Origin of the sequence: Kitasatospora sp. NPDC127060 (genome assembly GCF_042724935.1) — a bacterium.
In the GTDB taxonomy this organism is placed as follows: Bacteria; Actinomycetota; Actinomycetes; order Streptomycetales; family Streptomycetaceae; genus Kitasatospora.
The window spans coordinates 78,086-97,524 of the sequence record NZ_JBHXEG010000023.1 but is presented as its reverse complement, the minus strand read 5'-3'; the positions used below and the strand labels follow the sequence as shown (position 1 = coordinate 97,524).

At 75.0% G+C, this 19,439-nt stretch carries 13 protein-coding genes and 1 pseudogene; 3 read left to right on the top strand and 11 right to left on the bottom strand.

The window, feature by feature from the left end:
* Positions 1-101: 101 nt before the first annotated feature.
* The 6 genes from ACFWIS_RS15760 to ACFWIS_RS15735 all read right to left on the bottom strand — a co-directional run bounded on the left by ACFWIS_RS15760 (position 102) and on the right by ACFWIS_RS15735 (position 8,962).
* Positions 102-338: a chaplin gene (locus ACFWIS_RS15760; RefSeq protein WP_380462829.1), complete on the bottom strand. Its 237-nt coding sequence runs from the start codon at positions 336-338 to the stop codon at positions 102-104.
* Positions 339-430: 92 nt separating this feature from the next.
* Positions 431-784, bottom strand: a complete 354-nt coding sequence (locus ACFWIS_RS15755; protein WP_380462831.1) for a hypothetical protein — start codon at positions 782-784, stop codon at positions 431-433.
* Complete coding sequence (locus tag ACFWIS_RS15750) at positions 781-3,357, bottom strand: Hsp70 family protein (protein WP_380462833.1); 2,577 nt, start codon at positions 3,355-3,357, stop codon at positions 781-783. Before ACFWIS_RS15750 ends, ACFWIS_RS15755 begins: the two co-directional genes overlap by 4 nt.
* A 31-nt stretch (positions 3,358-3,388) precedes the next feature.
* Positions 3,389-4,198, bottom strand: coding sequence for a nucleotide exchange factor GrpE (locus ACFWIS_RS15745; protein WP_380462835.1), 810 nt, complete (start codon positions 4,196-4,198; stop codon positions 3,389-3,391).
* Complete coding sequence (locus ACFWIS_RS15740; protein WP_380462837.1) at positions 4,195-4,620, bottom strand: hypothetical protein; 426 nt, start codon at positions 4,618-4,620, stop codon at positions 4,195-4,197. Before ACFWIS_RS15740 ends, ACFWIS_RS15745 begins: the two co-directional genes overlap by 4 nt.
* A gap of 130 nt (positions 4,621-4,750) precedes the next feature.
* Positions 4,751-8,962, bottom strand: a complete 4,212-nt coding sequence (locus tag ACFWIS_RS15735) for a hypothetical protein (protein ID WP_380462839.1) — start codon at positions 8,960-8,962, stop codon at positions 4,751-4,753.
* 187 nt (positions 8,963-9,149) lie between these two features.
* Here ACFWIS_RS15735 and ACFWIS_RS15730 point away from each other — a divergent pair, with 187 nt between their 5' ends.
* The gene (locus ACFWIS_RS15730; RefSeq protein ID WP_380462841.1) at positions 9,150-10,946 is read left to right on the top strand and encodes a serine/threonine protein kinase; all 1,797 of its coding nucleotides are present in this window, start codon (positions 9,150-9,152) and stop codon (positions 10,944-10,946) included.
* A 13-nt stretch (positions 10,947-10,959) separates the two neighbouring features.
* Here the strand turns inward: ACFWIS_RS15730 and ACFWIS_RS15725 are convergent, their stop codons facing one another.
* The 5 genes from ACFWIS_RS15725 to ACFWIS_RS15705 all read right to left on the bottom strand — a co-directional run bounded on the left by ACFWIS_RS15725 (position 10,960) and on the right by ACFWIS_RS15705 (position 17,928).
* The gene (locus ACFWIS_RS15725; protein ID WP_380462843.1) at positions 10,960-11,502 is read right to left on the bottom strand and encodes a hypothetical protein; all 543 of its coding nucleotides are present in this window, start codon (positions 11,500-11,502) and stop codon (positions 10,960-10,962) included.
* 161 nt (positions 11,503-11,663) lie between these two features.
* The gene (locus tag ACFWIS_RS15720) at positions 11,664-12,698 is read right to left on the bottom strand and encodes an ABC transporter ATP-binding protein (RefSeq protein WP_380462845.1); all 1,035 of its coding nucleotides are present in this window, start codon (positions 12,696-12,698) and stop codon (positions 11,664-11,666) included.
* On the bottom strand, positions 12,695-14,251 hold the full coding sequence (locus ACFWIS_RS15715; protein ID WP_380462847.1) for an ABC transporter permease: 1,557 nt from the start codon (positions 14,249-14,251) through the stop codon (positions 12,695-12,697). The genes ACFWIS_RS15720 and ACFWIS_RS15715 overlap by 4 nt, the downstream gene beginning before the upstream one ends.
* Positions 14,248-15,306, bottom strand: coding sequence for an iron ABC transporter substrate-binding protein (locus ACFWIS_RS15710; RefSeq protein WP_380462849.1), 1,059 nt, complete (start codon positions 15,304-15,306; stop codon positions 14,248-14,250). The genes ACFWIS_RS15715 and ACFWIS_RS15710 overlap by 4 nt, the downstream gene beginning before the upstream one ends.
* Positions 15,307-15,681: 375 nt before the next feature.
* A complete protein-coding gene (locus ACFWIS_RS15705; RefSeq protein ID WP_380454735.1) occupies positions 15,682-17,928 on the bottom strand; it encodes a heavy metal translocating P-type ATPase in 2,247 nt (748 codons plus the stop codon).
* Between the two features lie 234 nt (positions 17,929-18,162).
* Between ACFWIS_RS15705 and ACFWIS_RS15700 the strand changes: the two are divergent.
* Positions 18,163-18,438, top strand: a pseudogene (locus ACFWIS_RS15700) (metal-sensitive transcriptional regulator); the annotation flags it as partial.
* Positions 18,439-18,471: 33 nt separating this feature from the next.
* Positions 18,472-19,404: a hypothetical protein gene (locus tag ACFWIS_RS15695; RefSeq protein WP_380454733.1), complete on the top strand. Its 933-nt coding sequence runs from the start codon at positions 18,472-18,474 to the stop codon at positions 19,402-19,404.
* The last annotated feature ends 35 nt before the right edge of the window (positions 19,405-19,439 follow it).

Genomic DNA, 19,439 nt, shown 5'->3' with positions numbered 1-19,439 from the left:
TTGCGGCGCGGCCGGGGGGCGCTCCCGCCCACGTACTCGGCGTTTAGGCCGCCGGCCCTGGGGGCGGCGGTCGGTTTGGCGGTCGGGCCCCGGCGCGCGGGTCAGGCGTTGATGCAGGTGTTGCCGAAGGCCGGGTTCGCGATGCCGATCAGGTCGATCGAGTTCCCGCAGATGTTGATCGGGATGTGGATCGGGACCTGGATCACGTTGCCGGAGAGCACACCGGGCGAACCGATGGCGGCACCGTTGGCGGTCGCGTCGGCCGCCGCGGTACCTGCACCGGCGAGCACGGCCACCGCGGCGAGCGCGGTGGCGGCGAGGGTGGTGCGAATACGCATTGCGTCACTCCTTGAGAGGGAGGCGGAACTCCGTGTGACGATCACACTCGCACCGATGGAACGCGACGGCAGGCCGGGAGCGGCCGAATTGGTCATTCGGAGGGCGTGTCGCCCTCCCCCGCCCCGGGCGCCGTCCCGGGCCCGGCTCCCGCGACCCCGGCCACGCTCAGTGATTCCAGCAGCTCCCGGGCCGGTTCCAGCCCCGGCTCGGCCGCCACCGCGCGGTGCAGCAGCCCCAGCGCGAGCGGCCCGTCCCCGGCCGCCAGGGCGTCCAGCGCCCGGTTGTAGTCGATCCGAGCGGCGTAACGCAGCCGGAACAGCACGCTCAGGTCCTCGCGGCAGGACGGGCAGCCCAGCGACTGCCGGTCCGCCGGCACCTTGCAGAGCGGGCACTGCACCTCGGGCAGAGCCCCGGGCAGAGCCCCGGGCAGGGTCTCGGTGGTCATCGCGGACCGGCCTCCTCCGGACGGACCGGGCCGAGCGACTCGGCGGCCGGCTCGCTGCCCAGCTCCCGCTGCGCCTGCGCGTACAGGGCCAGCAGGTTCGACATGTGGGTGTTGACCGCCTCCATGTTGGGCGCCTCCACCGCCTCGTCCAGCCCGCGCAGCTCCGCCATGATCCGCTGGGCCAGGGCCGGCGAGATCATGTTCTGGCTGACGTAGACGTTGCACATGGTGAGCATCCGGAAGGTGTGGCCGAGCGCGTCGCACAGCTCGTCCGCCTTCTGGGCCGCGCGCATCGCGCCCTCCCAGTCGGCCGCCTCCCGGCGCAGCCGCAGCTCGGCGGCCACCGAGCGCAGCCGGTCGAGGTCGCTCGGGTCCAGGTGCTTCTCGCAGTAGTGGATGAACAGGCTCAGGTACGCCTCCGAGCCGCGCACCCAGCGCTGGGCCTTGAGCTGGCGCTGCGCCTTCTCCAGTGCCTCGTCCACCGACTGGCCGCGGGTCTGGCCGGCCGCCAGGTCGTCCAGGGCGTCCATCAGCCGCTGGGCCTCGCGCATCTCGGCCTCGGTCAGCTCACCGCCCCAGCGGTCGGTGAAGGACTCGATCTGCCGCTGCTGCTCCTCGACCTGCACCTTCAGCTCGGGGTCGAGGCTGACCCGCTCCAGCTTGACGGTCTTCTCGCCGCCGCCCTGGATCCGGACCGACAGCGTGATGGTGCGGTCCCGGTCCAGGCCGAAGGCGACCTCCACCCCGGTGCGGCCGCCGAGGCCCTCGGGCAGGCGCAGGGTGAGGTGGCCGATCAGCTCGTTCTGCTGGGCGATCTCGTGCTCGCCCTCGTAGACCGCGATCTCCAGCCGCTGGCGGCCGCTGCCGGAGACCACGAACTCCCGGCTGACCGGCGAACTGGTCGGGTAGCTGGTGTTCTTGGGGATGATGACGGCCAGCCGGCCGTCGTTGAGCTCGATCCCCAGGTTCTTCGGGGTGATGTCGAAGGGGTTGGTGACCTGCATCAACTCCCCGCAGCCCGCGCAGACCTCACTGCCCGGCGGGTTGACGACCGAGCAGGAGCCGCAGCGCAGGCCGACGTCCTCGGCGGCGGTGGAGGCCACCCTGGTGTTGCCCGGGGCGGCCGAGTTGAGCGGCTCGCCGCACAACTCGCAGGCGGTGACGCCGGGGGCGGCCGGGGTGCCGCACTGCGGGCAGTTGTCGCTGCGCAGCGCGGTGGTGGTCTGGGACTGCCGCGGGATGGCCGCCCCCGACCCTGCGGCGCCCGAACCGCCCATCGACTGGCCGCACTTGGCGCACTCGGCGGCCGCGGCGTCCACCGGGACGTGGCAGGTCGGGCAGGACACCCGGTCGCCGCCGAGCAGGGAGGTCGCGCAGTTGGCGCAGTTGGAGGCCGAGAGGTCCCCGGGGGCCCGGCACTCGGGGCACTCCACCTCGCCGACCAGGGCGGACTGCACGGCCGCGCCAAGCGCCACGCACTGCATCGGGTTGACGCCGCGCTTGATCCGGCGGGTGCCGAACACCTCGCCGAGCCGCCGCTCCACCAGCGGGATCGCGGTCGAGCCGCCGACCAGCACCACCTCGTCGATGTCCCCGACGGTCAGGTTGGCCTGCATGATCGCCTTGTGGGTCAGCTCGATCGTCCGCTCGATCTGGGCCTCGATCAGCTCCTCGAAGCGGGCCCGGTCGAACTCCGTCTCCAGTACCAGCTGTCCGGCGCCCAGACCGGGCAGGATGACCTCGGAGGCCTGCTGGTTGGAGAGCTCGATCTTCACCGTCTCGGCGGTGGAGGCGATCTTCGGACGGTCCCGCAGGTCCGGCTGGTAGTCGGAGCCGTACTCCTCGCGGATGTCCTCCAGGAGGGCGCTGGTGATCGCCCGGTCGAAGTCGTCGCCGCCGAGCAGGTTGTCGCCCTCGATGCCGAGTACCGAGACCGAACCGGGCACCAGCAGCAGGATGGAGATGTCGAAGGTGCCGCCGCCGAGGTCGTACACCAGGACGGTGCGGCCCTCGTCGCCGGCGTCGGTGGTGAGCCCGTACGCCAGCGAGGCGGCGGTCGGCTCGTTGATGATCCGCAGCACGTGCAGGCCGGCCATCCGGCCCGCCTCCTGGGTGGCCGCGACCTGCCGCTCGCCGAAGTACGCGGGGACGGTGATGACGGCCCGGTGGAAGGGCTCGCCGATGCGCTGCTCGGCGTCCTCCTTGAGCCGGTGCAGGATGATCGCGGAGATCTCGATCGGGGTGTAGGAGCGACCGTTGAACCAGACGTTGACGTCGCCGTCGGTGCCCGCGGTGACCTTGTAGTCGATGTCCTTGAGCGCCGCCTGCACCTGCGGGTCCTTGAACTTGCGGCCCATGAAGCGCTTGACCGAGCGGATCACGTTGGCGCCGTCGATGGCGATCCGGCTGCGCGCGGTGGAGCCGACCAGCAGCTCGCCCTTGCGGCCGCTGCCGACCACGGAGGGTGTGGCCTCCTGGTTCTGCCGGTTGAAGATGATCTCCGGCGCGCCCCGGCGCAGGTGGGCCACCACGGAGTTGGTGGTGCCCAGGTCGATGCCGAGTGTGCGGTACATGTCGTTCCCCTCTTGCCCCTCGTGGTCCTGGTTACTTCTTGCGCTTGGCCCGCTTGGCCGGTCGGCCCGACGCCGCCGCCCTGGCCGCCCGCCGGGCCCGGGGCGGGACCGGCCTGGCCGGGGCCTCGCCCGCGACGGCCTCCGGCTCCGCGGGCCCCGCAACCTCCTCGGGCTGCTCCGCGTCCTCCGCCTTCACCGCTTCCTCGGCCTCCGCCGACTCCTCGACCGACCCCTCAGCCGGCTCCGAGGCCGGTTCCGAGGCCGGCTCCCGGGCGGGATCCCCGCCCCGCTCCGGTCCGGCGGCTTCCGGATGCCCGAGCACCGCGAGCCGCGGGTCCTCGGTCGGCGGCAGCGCGGACTCCGCTGCGGCGACCACCACTTGAGCCCGGCGCAGCACCTCCTGCTCCCAGAAGAAGCCGGTCACCACCGTCTGCACCACCGTCTCCGGCGCCACCCCCGGCCGTACCTCGGTGCCGACGATCTCGGTGAGCGCCGGGTCCGCCGCCAGCCCCTCCAGCCGCATCGGCCGCACCCCGGCCTTGGCGAGCCGGCCGAGCAGCCGCCGACGGGTGGCCTCCAGCCCGGCGCCGCGGCCGTGGGCGACCAGCTCCCGGTCCAGCCCGAGGGCGGCCAGCGCGTCGTCCACCTCGACCAGGACGCCCAGCAGTTCACGCTGCGCGGCCCGGGCCTGCTGCTTCTGCTCGGTCAGCTTGTTGCCCAACAGTGATGCCCGGAAGAGCAGTTGGGTGAACTTGGCCTCCAGGTCGACGGACTCGACGCCCGGCGGGACCTCCAGTCGCCGGTGGCCGGTGAGCGGGGATGCGGTCGGTGCGTCGGTCATTCCGGGACCTCGATCTGCGGCAGCACGGACAGGTCGGCCGCGTAGCGGGCGGGGACGGGCGGTTCGGGATCGGCGCCACCGGGCGCGGGTTCGGCGAAGTCGGCGGCGGCCTCGGCCCGGTGGAGGGCGAGCAGGTCGGCGGCGGACGGCGGGCCGGGGCGCTCGACCACCAGCAGCGGTTCGGCCAGCGCGGGGGCCAGCAGTTCGGCGGCCTGGTCGACCGGCTCGGGCGGCAGCGGCTGCTGGAGGTCGACCTCCAGCCGCCGGTCCGGGTTGCGCAGCAGCGCGGCGGCGTCCTGGATCTGCTGGCGGCTGTAGCGGCCCGCCTTCAGCGCCTTCCCGACCGAGAGGTTGATCTCGCGCACCCCGGCCGTGAGCGGGATGCCCAGGACCTCGTACGGCGACGGTTCGTGCAGTGGCATGACGGGCGGTCTCTCTCCTCACGACTCGGACGGGGCAGGGGGGTTGGCGCGGGCGGGACGCGGGCCCGGCGGGCGGCGCGCGCACCGACTACGACGAGGACGGCGGCCCGGCGGTTGCCGGGCCGGCCGGTCAGCGGCGGCGGCCGAGGTTGTTGATGCGGCCCGCGAGGGCGCGCAGCTCGCGGTCGTGGGGGTTGTGCTGGAGGGCCAGCTCGATCGCCCCCTGGGCCTCCAGGTAGTTGCCGGCGTTGGCCCGGGCGACGGCGAAGGAGCTGAGCACGATGCCGAGTTCGCTCTTGAGCTTGGCGGTGTCCTCCGGCGTGGCGGCCAGGTCGAGCGCCTCCCGCAGCAGGGTGATCGCCTCGGCGTAGAGGCGCTCCTCGTAGAACGAGATCGCCCGGCTGCGCCAGACGCTGACCATCAGACCGCGGATCTCGGGCGAGTTGTCGTAGGACTTGGCCTTCTGGAGCATGGCGGCCTGGGCCTGGAAGGTGCTGTTCTGCATGTGGTCGATGACGTGGTTGGCGAGCATCACCGAGATCCGGCGCATCGCCTCGGTGCCGGCCCGGGTGTAGTCGCCCTCCCAGTCCGGGTCGACGTCCAGGGCGCTGGCCATCCGCCGGATGGCGAGGTTGCTGTCGTCGGCGAAGGCGGCCGAGCGGGAGAGCTGGCGCAGGACGAAGGCCAGGCCGCGGCGGTTCTCCGGGTCGTCGTCGAGCTCGATCAGCTGCTGCCACAGCTCGACGGACTCCAGCAGTTCCTCGTCGGAGGCGTCGACGCGGCTGAGCTGGCCGGCCCGGTTGCCGAGGGCGGCGCGCAGGAAGTGCCGGGCGGTCGGGTCGCCCGGGTTGAGGTCGAGGCTCTTGTCCAGCAGGGCGATGGCCCGCGGGTAGTCCTTCTCCTCGTTGTTGATCTTGCGGGCCCACTGGGCGTACGTCGCGCCGAGGTCGCCCCGCACCTCCGGGTCGTCCGGGGCGAACTCGAAGGCCTGCTCCAGCAGATCGGCCGCACCCTGCTGATCGTCCGCGGTGCTCTTCAGCAGCGCGCGGGCCGCCCGGACGCCGGACTCGGCGGCGATCCGGGCCACGTCGGCGGGCAGCACCACCCCGGGGACGGTCCGGGCCCGGGTGAGGCACGCCAGCGCCTCGGGCCAGTCCTGGTTGCGGTGGTGCTCGCGGGCCTGGCTGACCAGCGACGCGCCGAGCAGCGACTGCCAGGCCGCGCCGCGGGCGCTCTCGGCGACCGCGTCCAGCGCGGCGACGGCGGCCGCCTGCCGGCCCTGGAGGTGCAGGTACTGCTGCGGGCCGAGCGCGCCGAACAGGCCGAGGGCCCGGCCGAGCGCGGGCGTGCCGGGGCCCGCCGCCCGCCGCCAGGCCCCGACGGCCTGCTGGTAGGCCTCGCCCCAGCCGGGGGTCTCCGGCGCGGCGCGCAGCAGCCCGTCCAGGGTGGGGCCGACCACCAGGCGGCGCGCGGGGCGGCCGGGCAGGGTGATCCGGACGTCCTCCTGGGCGAAGGCGTCCGCGGCGTGGGCCTCCATGCCCAGGCGCAGCGTCCAGGCGGTGGTCTCGTCGCCGGTGCGCCCGGCGGCGCGGTCGACGGCGCGCAGGTCCTCGCGCAGCCGGTCGATGACCGCGGTGCGGGCGGCGGCCGTCCGCTGGGGTTCGGCCTCGCGGCCGGTGATCCGGGCGGTCTCGGTCCACAGCTCCTCGCCGTGCAGGGCGGCGACCAGGCAGCCGAGCGTCCAGGCCCAGACCTGCTCGTCGGGGCCGTCCTGACCGTCCGGGCCGGCCTGGCTGACCGTGCCGCCCTGGCCGTTCTGGCCTTCCGGACTGATCTGGCCGTCCTGGCCGTCGGCGGCCGGTTCGGCGGAGGCCGAGGTGGCGAAGCGGTAGCCGGCCAGGCCGACGGCGTGCAGCAGCCGGGGGTGGGCCGGGTCCTTGAGCAGCAGTTCGCGGTAGCCCCGGAAGGCCTCGCCGGGCCGGCCCTCGACGGCGTGCTGGTGGGCCTCGTGCTCGCCGAGCAGCACCAGCGCGGCGGCCGCCTGGGGGTGGTCGGGGACGAGGCCGAGGGCCTGGCGCAGATCGCCGGCCGCCCGTCCGGGCTGGTCTGCGGCGAGGGCGGCGCCGGCCCGGCGGACCAGGACGGCGGACCGGGCGGTGACGGCGTCGGCCGGCAGCTCGGCCAGGGCCTCGTCGAGGCGGCCGAGTTCGGCGCGCAGCAGGGCGAGGTCGAGCCGTACGGGGGCGGCGGCGGGGCTGCCGCCGAGCGCCTCGGCCCAGGCCGCCAGGACGGGTTCGGCTTGTTCGGGGGTGCCGGCCCGGCGGGCGCAGTCCAGGACGGCGCTCAGCGCGGGGCCGGCACAGCGTATGCAGCGCGGGGAGCCGGCGTCCGCGGGGGCGTGCAGGTGCTCGGCGCAGGCCTCGCGACCGCAGCCGCCGCAGGCGCCGGTGGCGGGTCGGGCGCAGGCGGTGCAGTCCCCGACCGGGTCGGCGGCGGGAGCGGGGGCGGCGAGGAAGTGGCCGTACCACTCCAGCGCGGTGGCCCAGTTGCCGGCCCGTTCGGCGAGCAGGGCGCGCAGCCGGGCGAGCGCCGGGTCGCCGGTCGGGTCGGGGTCGAGCGGGCCGAGCAGGGCGATGGTCTGGACCGGACGGCCCGCCAGCAGGGCGACGGTGGCCAGGTGGTAGCGGTCGCGGAGCCCGGCGGCAGGGTCGAGCAGCGTGGTGAGCCGGTCGGTGGCGCCCTCGGCCAGGGCGAGAGCGGCGCGCAGCCGGGACTGCCGGTGGGTGAGCGCGCCGGGCAGGGTGTCGGCCAGGGCGAGCGCGGCGGTGGCCCGCTCGCGCGCCTCGGCGCGGTCACGTCCGGTGACCAGCAGGTGGGCGGCCTCGCGCAGGGCGGCCTCGCGCAGCGCGGCGCGGTAGCCGGCGGCGGCGGGGTGCTCGGCGGCGGCGCGCTGCCACAGTTCGCGGGCGGCGACCGGGTCGGTGGCCAGCCGGGTGCGGGCGAGCCGGTCGCGGACGAGGGCCTGGCGGTCGTGGAGTTCGGGGTCGTCCAGGGGCTCCCAGCGCGCCAGGGCGCCGGCCGGGTCGTCGGTGCGGGCGAGGGCGAGGCCGTGGTGGTAGGCGGCGATCCGGCTCCAGCGGGAGCCGGGTTCGGTGTCGGCCTCGGCGCGCAGGACCGGCTCGGCCTCGGCGGCCTGGCCGGCGGCGGTGAGGGCGGCGCCGAACCGTACCCGGGCGGGGCGCCAGTCGGGGGCCTGGCCGAGGCCGGCCCGGTAGTCGGCGGCGGCCTCGGCGTGCCGCTCGGCCCGCTCGTGGACCAGCGCGAGGCCGAACCGGGCCGGGGCGTACGAGGGTTGGGCGGTCAGCGCGGCGGTGAACTGCTCCCGGGCCTGGTCGTCCGCGCCGAGCAGCAGGGCGAGCCGGCCGAGGGCGTAGCGCGGGCGCGGGTCGCCGGGGGTCTCGGTGGCGGCGGCCGCGAGGTCGGCCCAGGCGGCGTCGGTGGCGCCGAGCCGCTGCCGGGCGAGGCCGCGGAAGAGCAGGCTGTCGGTGCGCAGCGCCGGGCCGCGCCCCCAGAGTCCGGGGTCGCCGGGGCTTCGGCGCAGCGCCTCGTCGAAGGCGGCGACGGCCGGTTCGTCCCGGTGCAGGGTGAACAGCTGGGCGCCCCAGCGGAACCAGAGTTCGCCGCCGCCGTCGGGGGCCGCGGCGGCGAGCAGCGGCTCGGTCTCCTCGGCGCGGCCGGTGGCGCGCAGCAGGGCGGCCCGGGCGAGCACCGGCCAGTCCTGGCCGGGCAGGGCGGCGAGGGCACCGGCGGTGGCTCGGTCGCGCTGTTCGGGGCTGCCGTCGCGGCACAGGTGCTGCAGCCACTGCCGGGCGCGGTCGGCGGTGTCGGCCTCCTCGCCGGGTTCGGCGCCGCCGGCGGTGGCCTGGAGCAGGGCGAGCAGCGGTCCGAGGTCGCCGTCCGGGGCCTGGAGGCGCTCCTCGGCGAGGCGGCGCAGGCTCCATCGGGGCAGTTGCCGGGCGGGGTCGGTGAGCAGCGGGAAGGCCTCGCGGTACAGGGCGAGGGTGGCCTGCTGGTCACCGGTGGGGATGGTGGCCTCGGCCTGGCCGAGCAGGGCGAGGCCGCGCTGGGCGCTCAGTTCCTGGGGCCCGGTGGCGAGTTGGCGGGCCAGTCGGGCGTAGCGGCGGCGGGCCTGGGGGGCCTTGCCGGCCGCGAGCCGCTCGGCGGCGGCGCCGAGGGCCTTGGCGACTCCGGCGGCGTCCAGGGTCGTTCGCCTGCGTACCAGGACGACGGCGGCCCCTCCGGCCAGTGCCACTATGACCAGCAGCACCGCGATCAGCAGCATGCACCGTCCCCCTGTTGCTCCACAGTCGTCCATCTCATGATCAACAGCCCCCGTGCGATCATGAGTTGACGTCGTTTCGTGATGTTGCTCGGGCGCCCAACAGAATAGGCCCTCCCCGGGGCGGCGGAACAGGAACCCGGACTATCCTGGCTGCGCATCAGCAGCGGTCAGAAGCGTCGGGGGTCGTGTGTCCGAGTCACGTTGGGTGCCCGGGCTCCGCTTCGGGCCCGAGTTCGACCCCGAACAGTACGAACTCCTGGAGTTCCACCACCGGGGCGGCGAGGCCGAGGTGTGGCGGGCGGTGCGCACCGGACACAACGGGATCAAGGAACTCGTCGCCGCCAAGATCATGCTGGAGCGGGACCCGTCCGAGGTGCGGCGCTGGCTCGGCCGCTGGGACGACGTCTCGCACAACGCCCACCGACTCGGCGTCACCGACCTGGTGGTGCCCAGCTTCCTGCTCGGCCCCTCCCCGCACCGGCCCGGCGCGGTGCCCTCCGGCGGGCTGCTCGGCTACCAGATCTCGCCCTGGGTCGACGGCGTGCCGCTGCACACCTGGGCCCGCGGGCAGCGCGGCGGCCCGGCCGCGCTCGCCGAGGTGCTGGCGCGGCTCTGCCGGATCGTCGACGAGCTGCACCGCAAGCGCTGGGTGCACCGCGACATCTCCCCCGCCAACGTGCTGGTGGACGCCCAGGGCCTGGTCAAACTGATCGACCTGACCTTCCTCGCCCCGCTCGACCACACCCTGACCGTCGCGGTGTTCACCCCCGGGCACGTACCGCCGGAGGCCGAGCAGGTCGGCGGCTTCCCGACCACCGCCAAGGACCTCTTCGCGGTCGGCACCCTCGCCCGCATCCTGCTGCTGCCCGACCACGGCCGACTCGACCACCGGCTCGCCGCCGAACAGGCCCGCGCCGAACTGCTCGCGGCCGGCTACGGCGAGGAACTCGCCCGCTGGGCCTGCGAACCGCTCGCCCGCGACCCCGAGCGCCGCCCCGCCCCGCTCGGCCCCTGGGCCGCCCGCGGCCGTGAACTCCTGCGCTCCCACCGCCCGGTGGCGCGCACCGCGGGCCTGGCCGTGCTGCCCGACCGGGCCGGCCGGCCGCTGGTGGTCACCGGAGGCGCCGACGGCACCGCGCTGACCGGCCCCGGCCGCACCGGCCATCGGCTGCCCACCGGCCAGGGCCCCGGCCCCGTAAGGGAGTTGGCCGCGGGCTGGGCCGGGCGCCAGGGCGAGCTGGTGGTCTGCGCCGAGGACCGCTCCGGCACCCTGTGGGTCGGCACCGCGGCCGGCTGGTGGGAGGCGGCCCGCGGGGTCAGCGGCCTGGCCGGGGCGGTCGGCGCGGCCGGCGAGCTGATCGTGTGGACGGCCGCCGCGGGCGCCCTGCGCTCCTACCGCTGGGCCCCCGGCCTCACCCTCACCGGCCAGGAGCACCCCGGCTGCCCCGCCGACCGGGTGCTCGCGGCCACCGAGGAACGGCCCGGCGCCTGGCTGCTGCTGGTCGAGCACCGCGAACGGGTGCTCAGCTGGCGGCCCGGCTCCGGCGAACCGCCCGTCCCGCTCGGCCCGCCCGGCACCCTGCGCGCCGGGGCCCTGGCCCGCGCCTCCGCCGGACCACAGGCCGCCACGCTGCGCGCGGACGGCTCCGCCCAGCTGCACACCCTCGGCCCCGCCAACCCCGGACCCGGTACCCAGATCGACGACGGGGAGCCCTCGCTCGGCATCGCCATGGTCGGCCACCGCGGCGGGCCCACCGTCGCCCTGGCCGGCGCGGGCGGCGTCCGGCTCCGACTGCCGCCCGGCGGAGCCTCCCGTCGCCCGCGCTGGTGGCGCCCCACCCTGCGCCCGGCCACCCGGGTCGCCCTCGCCATGGGGGACGACTGGCGGCTGTGCCTGGCGGCGGTGGTGGAGGGCGAGCTACAGGTGTGGCAGGAGGACGCGGCCTACCGCTGGCAGGCGGTGGAGCTCCCGGAGGAGAACTGAGGTCCTGTCCGGCCTAGCGCGTGGGTTCCGGGCACCCGTGGAGGAGTTCGGCGAAGGCTGCCGCGGCGGCGTCCTGCGGGAGGATGCGCTGCGCCCGGTCGCCCTCCGGGGTGCTGATCACATAGTGCTCGGCGAGGTACGAGAAGTCGTCCCAGGGCTCCCAGCGGTGGGCGCGCAGCAGGGTCCGGCCGCAGCGGGTGCAGCCGATCCACGGCACCAGCACCAGCTCGGCCAGCTCCGGCTCGCTCCAGCCCGTCACCACCTCGGCCTCGTCGCGCTCGCCGTCCAGCAGCCGCACCGGGGCGGGCGCGTCGTCGCCCGGGCAGCGCAGCAGGCCGGGGGTGAGCTTCTCGCGCTCGCCCCACTCCTCGGCGAGTACGGAGATCCGCGCCCGGTCCGCACCGCTGATCGGGATCTGGCGCGCGAGCAGGCCCTCGACCAGCAGACCCAGCCCGCACTCCTGCTCGCCGATTTCCCAGCAGTCCTTGACGCCCTGGGCGGCGTCCTCCGGCAGGAGGTCGGCGGTCCGGTACCAGAGGGCGGTGTTCTCGTCCATGGGTCGGACTCTACGTCCTCCCTGACGCCCCTCCGCAGGCCAGGGGCCTCCCGGCAACACGCGCCCCGGGCCGTCGGCACGTACGTCTCGGCGAGCCGTACCAGACGAACGTACGTCTCACACGTTCGTGCAAGACGGCGCGGGCTCGCCCGCCGGCGGGCTCAACCCTCCGGCAGCAGGTGCACCGGCCCGACCGCGCTGACGAACGTCTCGCCGCCGACCGGCCACGGGCGGTCCGCCGACACGACCAGCAGCTCCGGCAACTCGGCCGCCTCGGGGCGGAGTTCGACGCGATGGTCGTGGCCCCGGAAGTCGCTGCCGATGACCTTCGCCGGGACGGCGCCCGCCATCGGCGAGGCGGTGAGCCGGAGTTGGCCGGGGCGGAGCAGAGCGAGGCCGTTCCGGACGGTCGGACCTGGGCCCGCCAGCGGCAGGGCGCCGAACGGCGTCCGGGCCTCGACTCCCTCGATGTCGGCGGGAATCAGGTTCGCCTCGCCCAGGACACCGGCGACGGCGGCGTCGGCCGGGCGGTGGTACAGCTCGTCGGGGCTGCCGGCCTGGGCGATCCGGCCGTCGCGCAGTACGGCGATGGTGTCGGCGAACGACAGCGCCTCGTCCTGGTCGTGGGTGACCAGCACCGCGGTGGTGCCCGACTGCCGCAGGGTGGCGGCGACTTCGCGGCGCAGTTCGGCCCGCAGGGCGGCGTCCAGGGCAGCGAAGGGCTCGTCCAGGAGCAGGAGCCGGGGCCGGGGCGCCAACGCCCTCGCCAGGGCGACGCGTTGCTGCTGGCCGCCGGAGAGCTGGTGCGGGCGGCGCTCCCCCAGGCCCGGCAGGCCGACCAGGTCGAGCAGTTCCTCGACCCGGGCGCGGCGCTGCGAACGCGGCAGCCCGAAGCCGATGTTGCCGGCGACGCTCAGGTGCGGGAACAGCGCGCCGTCCTGCGGGACGAGACCGATGCCCCGGTGTTCGGCGGCGAGCCGGCTGCGGCCGTCGTCCAGGACGCGGTCGTGCAGCACGACCCGCCCGGCGGCGGCCGGGTGGAAGCCGGCCAGCACCCGCAGCAGGGTGGACTTGCCGCAGCCGGAAGGGCCGAGGACGCAGGCGAGGGCGCCGTCCGGCACGGTCAGGTCGATGCCGTGCAGGACCGGGCTGCGCCCGTGCGCGGCGTGCAGGTCGACGACGGACAGACCGGTCATGAGGCACTCCCGAGGCTACGGCGGGTCAGCAGGAGGACGGACGGCACGGACAGCGCCACCATCAGCGCGGCGTACGGCGCCGCCGCCCCGTAGGCGAGGCCGCTGGTGTAGGTCCAGAACTGGGTGGCCAGCGTCTGGGTGCCGGTGGGGCGCAGCAGCAGGGTGGCGGTCAGTTCGGTGGAGGCGGTGAGGCCGACCATGGCGACGGCGGCGCCGAGGCCGGGCAGCACCAGCGGCAGGGTGACCCGGCCGAGGACGGCGAGCGGCCGGGTGCCGAGCGAGCGGGCCGCCTCCTCGACGCCGGGCGGCACCTGGGCGAGGGCAGCGCGTACGGCCGTCAGCGCCAGCGGGAAGAACAGCAGGACGTAGCCGAGGATCAGCATCGGCGGCTGCTGGTACAGGGGTCGGGCCCAGCGGACGGCGAAGAAGACCACCGCGAGGGCGACCGCGATGCCGGGCAGCGCCCGGGTGAGGTAGGCGATCCGCTCGACGGCGCGGGCCGGCCGGGTGCCGCGCCGCCAGCCGTACAGGGCGACCGGGACGGCGGCGGCGGTGGCGGCCAGGGCCGCGCCGAGCGCGTACCCGAGGGTGGCCAGGGTGGCGCCGAGCACGGAGGCGGAGGGCAGGGTGGTGGAGCTGCCCTTGATCAGCCAGTACGCCAGCGCGTACAGCGGCACCCCGAGGGAGACGCCGACCAGCGCGGCGAGGGCGCCGAGCGCCGGGACGGTCCAGCCGCGGAGCCGTACCGGCTGGGCGGGGCGGGCGAGCGCGCCGTGCCGGGTGACCCTGGCCCGGCGGCCGGCCCAGGCCTCCAGCGCGACCAGCAGCAGGGCGAGGGCGACCAGCACCAGGGTGAGCAGTGAGGCCGAGGCGGCGTCGAAGCCCAGCTTGTACTGGGTGAACACGGCGGTGGCGAAGGTGGTGTAGCGCAGCATCGCGAAGGCGCCGTACTCGCCGAGCAGGTAGAGCGAGACCAGCAGCACGCCGCCGGCCAGGGCGGGCCGGGTGAGCGGGAGGGTGACCCGCCACAGGGTGGCGAGGCGGCCGCGGCCCAGCGAGCGGGAGACCTCCTCGGCGGCGGCGTCGCCGTGCCGCAGGGCGGCCGCGACCGGGAGGAACACCAGCGGGTAGAGCGAGCAGGTCATCACCAGCACGGCGCCCCAGTAGCCGTGGACGGAGCGGAACAGCGAGACCCAGGAGTAGCCGCGGACGAACTCCGGTACGGCGAGCGGCAGGGCGAGCGCCACGGTCCAGGCCCGGCGGCCGGGGAGGGTGGTGCGCTCGACCAGGTAGGCGGCGCCGAAGCCGAGGACGGCGGTGGCGAGGGTGACGGCGGCGGCCAGCGAGAGGGTGTGCCAGAGCAGGGTGGCGATCAGCGGGCGGCCGAGCAGGCGCCGGGTCTGGTCCCACCCGGCCTGGGCGGCCTGGGCGGTGACGAAGCCGAGCGGGGAGGCGACCACCGCGACGACGGCGACGGCGAGCGGGGCGAGCAGGCCGGTGGCCCGCCACCGCCGACGCGGTGACGGGCCCTCGAAACGCCGGGGGAAGGTCACTGGAGCAGTCCGGCGTCCTGGAGCAGGCCCAGCGCCTGCTTGCCGTCGCCGAGCGCGGCCGGGTCGGCGACGGTGCCGAGGCCGTCCAGGGCGGGCAGTTCGGGCTTCCCCCGCACGCCCGCCACGAGCGGGTACTCGTAGCTGGCCGAGTCGGCGATGACTGTCTGGGCGGGGGCGGAGGCGAGGTAGCCGAGGAAGGCCTGGGCGGCGGCCTGGTGCTTGCCGTGCTTGAGGACGCCGGCGCCGGAGACGTCGATCAGCGAGCCCGGGTCGCCCTTGGCGAAGTAGTGCAGGATCGCGTGGGTTCCGGCGACGCCCTTCTCGTCGCGCATCCGGTAGAAGTAGTAGTGGTCGATGACGCCACCCTCGACCTCACCGCTGTTGATCGCGGCGGAGAGGGTCTCGTTGCTGTCGTAGACCTTGGCGTTGCCCTTGAGGTCCTTGAGCCACTGCTTGGCGGCATCCTCGCCCTTGGCCTTGAGGACCTGGGTGACGACCGGGGCGAAGTCCGTCTCGCTGGGGGCGATGCCCAGGCGGCCCTTCCACTCGGGCTTGGCCAGGTCGAGCACGGAGGCGGGCGGCGCGGTGTCGGCCGCCTTGCCGGTGCCGGCCAGGAAGGCGGAGCTGCGGGCGGAGACGCCGACCCAGTCGCCGTTGCCGGAACTGTCGGCGGCGGGGACGGACTTGAGGGTGTCGGGGGCGACCTTGGCGAGCAGTCCCTTGTCACCGAGGACGGTGAGCGCGGGCGGGTTCTCGGCGTAGAAGACGTCGGCCGGGGAGGCGTCGCCCTCCTGGAGGATCTGGTTGGCGAGCTCTGCCTCGTCGCCGGAGCGCAGTTCGACCTTGATGCCGGTGCGCTTGGTGAAGTCCTCGGTCAGCGCCTTGACGGTCTGCTCGTGCTGGCCGCTGTAGACGGTGATGGTCTGTCCGGCCAGGGCGGTGCCGGTGGCTTCGGGCGAGGCGGTGCCGCCGCCGGAGCTGCCGCAGGCGGTGAGCGCGAGGGCGCAGGCCGCGACGAGGGACAGGCCGGCGAGGGGGCGCACGGTACCGGGCATGGCGAGGGTCCTCCGGAAGGGCAGGGAGCGGCCGCCGTAACCCTCGGAAAGCGAGGGACGACGGCCCGACGGCACGAGAACCTAAGGCAGGAAAGGCTTGCCTAACAAGTGTCGGAGCGTCACATCTCGATCCGGTCGCGGCAGGTTAGGGCTTCGGTGAGCGAACCCCCAAGTATCCGCAAAACCACCACCAAGCATTGGTCATGGCCGACCAGGACGGACGGATCAGCGTTCGAACCGCTCCGCGCCGGCCATCACGGTGGGTAGCGGCCGCCGGTGGTGCGGGGAGGGCCCCGGACATGCCCGAGCCCGCACATGCCGGGGCCCCGGAACCGTTGTCGGTTCCGGGGCCCCGGCGCTCGCGCTGGGTGGTGCTCAGCGGAAGCGGCGCAGCCGGAGGCTGTTGCCGACCACGAAGACCGAGGAGAAGGCCATCGCCGCCCCCGCGATCATCGGGTTGAGCAGCCCGGCCGCCGCCAGCGGCAGGGCGGCGACGTTGTAGCCGAACGCCCAGAACAGGTTGCTCTTGATGGTGCCGAGGGTCTTGCGGGAGAGCCGGATGGCGTCCGCCGCGGCCAGCAGGTCGCCGCGCACCAGGGTGAGGTCGCCGGCCTCGATGGCGGCGTCGGTGCCGGTGCCCATGGCCAGGCCGAGGTCGGCCTGGGCGAGAGCGGCCGCGTCGTTGACGCCGTCGCCGACCATCGCCACGACCTTGCCCTCGGCCTGCAGCCGCTTGACGGTGTCGACCTTGTCCTGCGGCATGACCTCGGCGATCACGTGCTCCGGTGCGATGCCGACCTCGGCCGCGACCGCCTCGGCGACCAGCGTGTTGTCACCGGTCAGCAGCACCGGGGTCAGGCCCAGGGCGCGGAGCTTGGCGACGGCCTCGGCGCTGGTCGGCTTGACCGCGTCCGCCACCTCCAGCACCGCCCGCGCCTCGCCGTCCCAGCCGACCGCGATCGCGGTGCGGCCCGCCGACTCGGCCTTGCGCTTGGCTTCCGCCAGTGCCTCCGGCAGGTACTGCGACCACTCGTTGAGCAGCGCCTCCCGGCCGGCCACCACCGCATGGCCGTCCACCACGCCCTGGACGCCCAGGCCGGGCACGTTCTCGAAGCCCTCGACGGCGGGCAGTTCGCCCGCCTTGGCGGCGGCGTTGGCGATCGCCCGGGCGATCGGGTGCTCGGAGGCGTGCTCCAGGGCGCCGGCCAGGCGCAGCACCTCGGCCTCGGTGGTCGTGTCGGTGGTGTGGACGGCGAGCAGGGTCATCTGGCCGGTGGTGACGGTGCCGGTCTTGTCCAGCACGATGGTGTCGACCTTGCGGGTGGACTCCAGCACCTCCGGGCCCTTGATCAGCACGCCCAGCTGGGCGCCGCGGCCGGTGCCGACCAGCAGGGCGGTCGGGGTGGCCAGGCCCAGGGCGCACGGGCAGGCGATGATCAGCACGGCCACGGCGGCGGTGAAGGCGGCCGTCCAGCCCTCGCCGGTGCCCAGCCAGTAGCCCAGGGTGGCCACCGCGAGGGTGATCACGATCGGGACGAAGACCGCGGAGATCCGGTCGGCGAGCCGCTGGGCGGCGGCCTTGCCGTTCTGGGCGTCCTCGACCAGCTTGGCCATCCGGGCGAGCTGGGTGTCCGCGCCGACCCGGGTGGCCTCGACCACCAGCCGACCGCCCGCGTTGACGGTCGCACCGGTGACGCCGTCGCCGACGCCGACCTCCACCGGCACCGACTCGCCGGTCAGCATCGAGGCGTCCACCGCGGAGGCACCCTCGACCACCGTGCCGTCGGTGGCGATCTTCTCGCCGGGACGGACCACGAAGCGGTCGCCCACCGCCAGTTCGGCGATCGGTATCCGCACCTCGGCTCCGCCGCGCACCACCGTCACGTCCTTGGCACCCAGTTCCAGCAGCGCCTTGAGGGCGGCTCCGGCGGTGCGCTTGGAGCGGGCCTCGAAGTAGCGCCCGGCCAGGATGAAGGCGGTGACCCCGGCCGCCGCCTCCAGGTAGATGTTGGAGGCACCGTCACTGCGGGCGATGGTGAACTCGAAGCCGTGCCGCATGCCCGGCATCCCGGCGTCGCCGAAGAACAGCGCCCACAGCGACCACAGGAACGCGGCGCCCGTACCGAGCGAGACCAGGGTGTCCATCGTCGCGGCGCCGTGCCGGGCGTTGGTCCAGGCCGCCCGGTGGAACGGCCAGGCGGCGTACGTGACCACGGGGGCGGTGAGGGTCAGCGACAGCCACTGCCAGTTGTCGAACTGCAGGGCCGGCACCATCGCCATCGCGATCACCGGGACGGCGAGGGCGACGGCGGTGAACAACCGCTGGCGCAGCGGCGCCAGCCCGTCGGCGGGCTCGGGCTGCCCGGCGCCCTCGCCGACGGCGGCGGCCGGGGGCTTGGGCAGGGCGGCGGTGTAGCCGGTGGCCTCGACCGTGGCGATCAGGTCGGCCACCCCGACCTCGCCCTCGAAGGTGACCTTCGCCTTCTCGGTGGCGTAGTTGACGCTGGCCGAGACTCCGTCCATCCGGTTGAGCTTCTTCTCGATGCGGGCGGCGCACGAGGCGCACGTCATTCCGCCGATCGAGAGTTCCACCTCCGTGGAGGCGGGTGCCTGCGTGGTCATCGTTGCTCCTCGTGACAGTTGTTCCGCCTGGTCTGTCCGGCCGGGCCGTCATACCCTGCAGGGGTATCGGGCGGCGCCGAGTTCATTTATACCCCTGGGGGGTACGGAGAACAAGCCCCGTGGGATACCCCCGACGGGTATTTTTCCGCGACGGCGACCTGCTTGACTTGATACCCCCATGGGGTATTCACTCGTGGCACGCCCCGCCGGAACCCAGAGGAGGGCCGCATGGCCGGCTACCGCACCGAGAAGGACCAGCTCCTGCGCAGACTGCGCCGCGTCGAGGGCCAGATCCGCGGCCTCCAGCGGATGGTCGACACCGACACCTACTGCATCGACACGCTGACCCAGGTCTCGGCCGCCACCAAGGCCCTCCAGTCCGTCGCCCTGAACCTGCTCGACTCCCACCTCGCCCACTGCGTCCAGGACGCCATCGCGGGCGGCGGCGCCGAGGCCGACGCCAAGGTCGCCGAGGCCTCCCAGGCCATCGCCCGGCTCATGCGGGCCTGAACCCGCCCCCCCTTGATCGAGGAGAACCCCGCCATGAACACCGCCCTGCGCATCACCGCCTTCACCGCCGGCCTCGCCGCCGCCTTCGGCCTCGCCCTCGGCGTCGGCCACGCCACCGGCAGCGGCCCCGCACCCGAGTCCGCCGCCGAGCACGGCTTCGCGCACCCCGGGCACGCCGGGCACGGCTCCGACGGCGGAGCGGCTCCCGACCGCCTGCCCGGCGGGCTCCAGATCTCCGAACGCGGCTACACCCTCAGCGTCGACACCCCGTTCGTCACCGCCGGCTCCCCCACCGACCTGCGGTTCCGCATCCTCGGCGCCGACGGCAAGCCCGTCACCGCCTACCAGCAGCAGCACGAGAAGGAGCTCCACCTGATCGTCGCCCCACGCGACCTCTCCACCTTCCAGCACCTCCACCCCACCCTGGCCGCCGACGGCACCTGGAGCGCGACCACCGCCGTCCCCGCCGCCGGCGAGTACCGGGTCTTCGCCGACTTCACCCCGGCCGGGGCGAGCGAAGGCCTCACCCTCGGCGCCGACCTCCACGCCGCCGGCGACCTGCGCCCCGCCCCGCTGCCCGACACCGGCCGCACCGTCACCGTCGACGGCTACACCGTCACCCTCGGCGGCGACCTCACCCCCGGCCGCAGCAGCCACCTCACCCTGACCGTCGGCAAGGACGGCGCCCCCGTCACCGACCTCCAGCCCTACCTCGGCGCCTACGGCCACCTGGTCGCCCTCCGCGCCGGCGACCTCGCCTACCTCCACGTCCACCCCGACACCACCACCCCGGGCCCCGAGATCGGCTTCACCACCACCGCCCCGAGCGGCGGCAGCTACCGCCTCTTCCTCGACTTCCAGCACCAGGGCACCGTCCACACTGCGGCCTTCACCGTGACGACGGCCACCGGCACCGCCCTGGCCACCTCGGCCACCTCGGCACCGCCCGCCGACCACCAGCACTGACCACATGAGGAAACGCCGGGCGATCCATGGGGGAT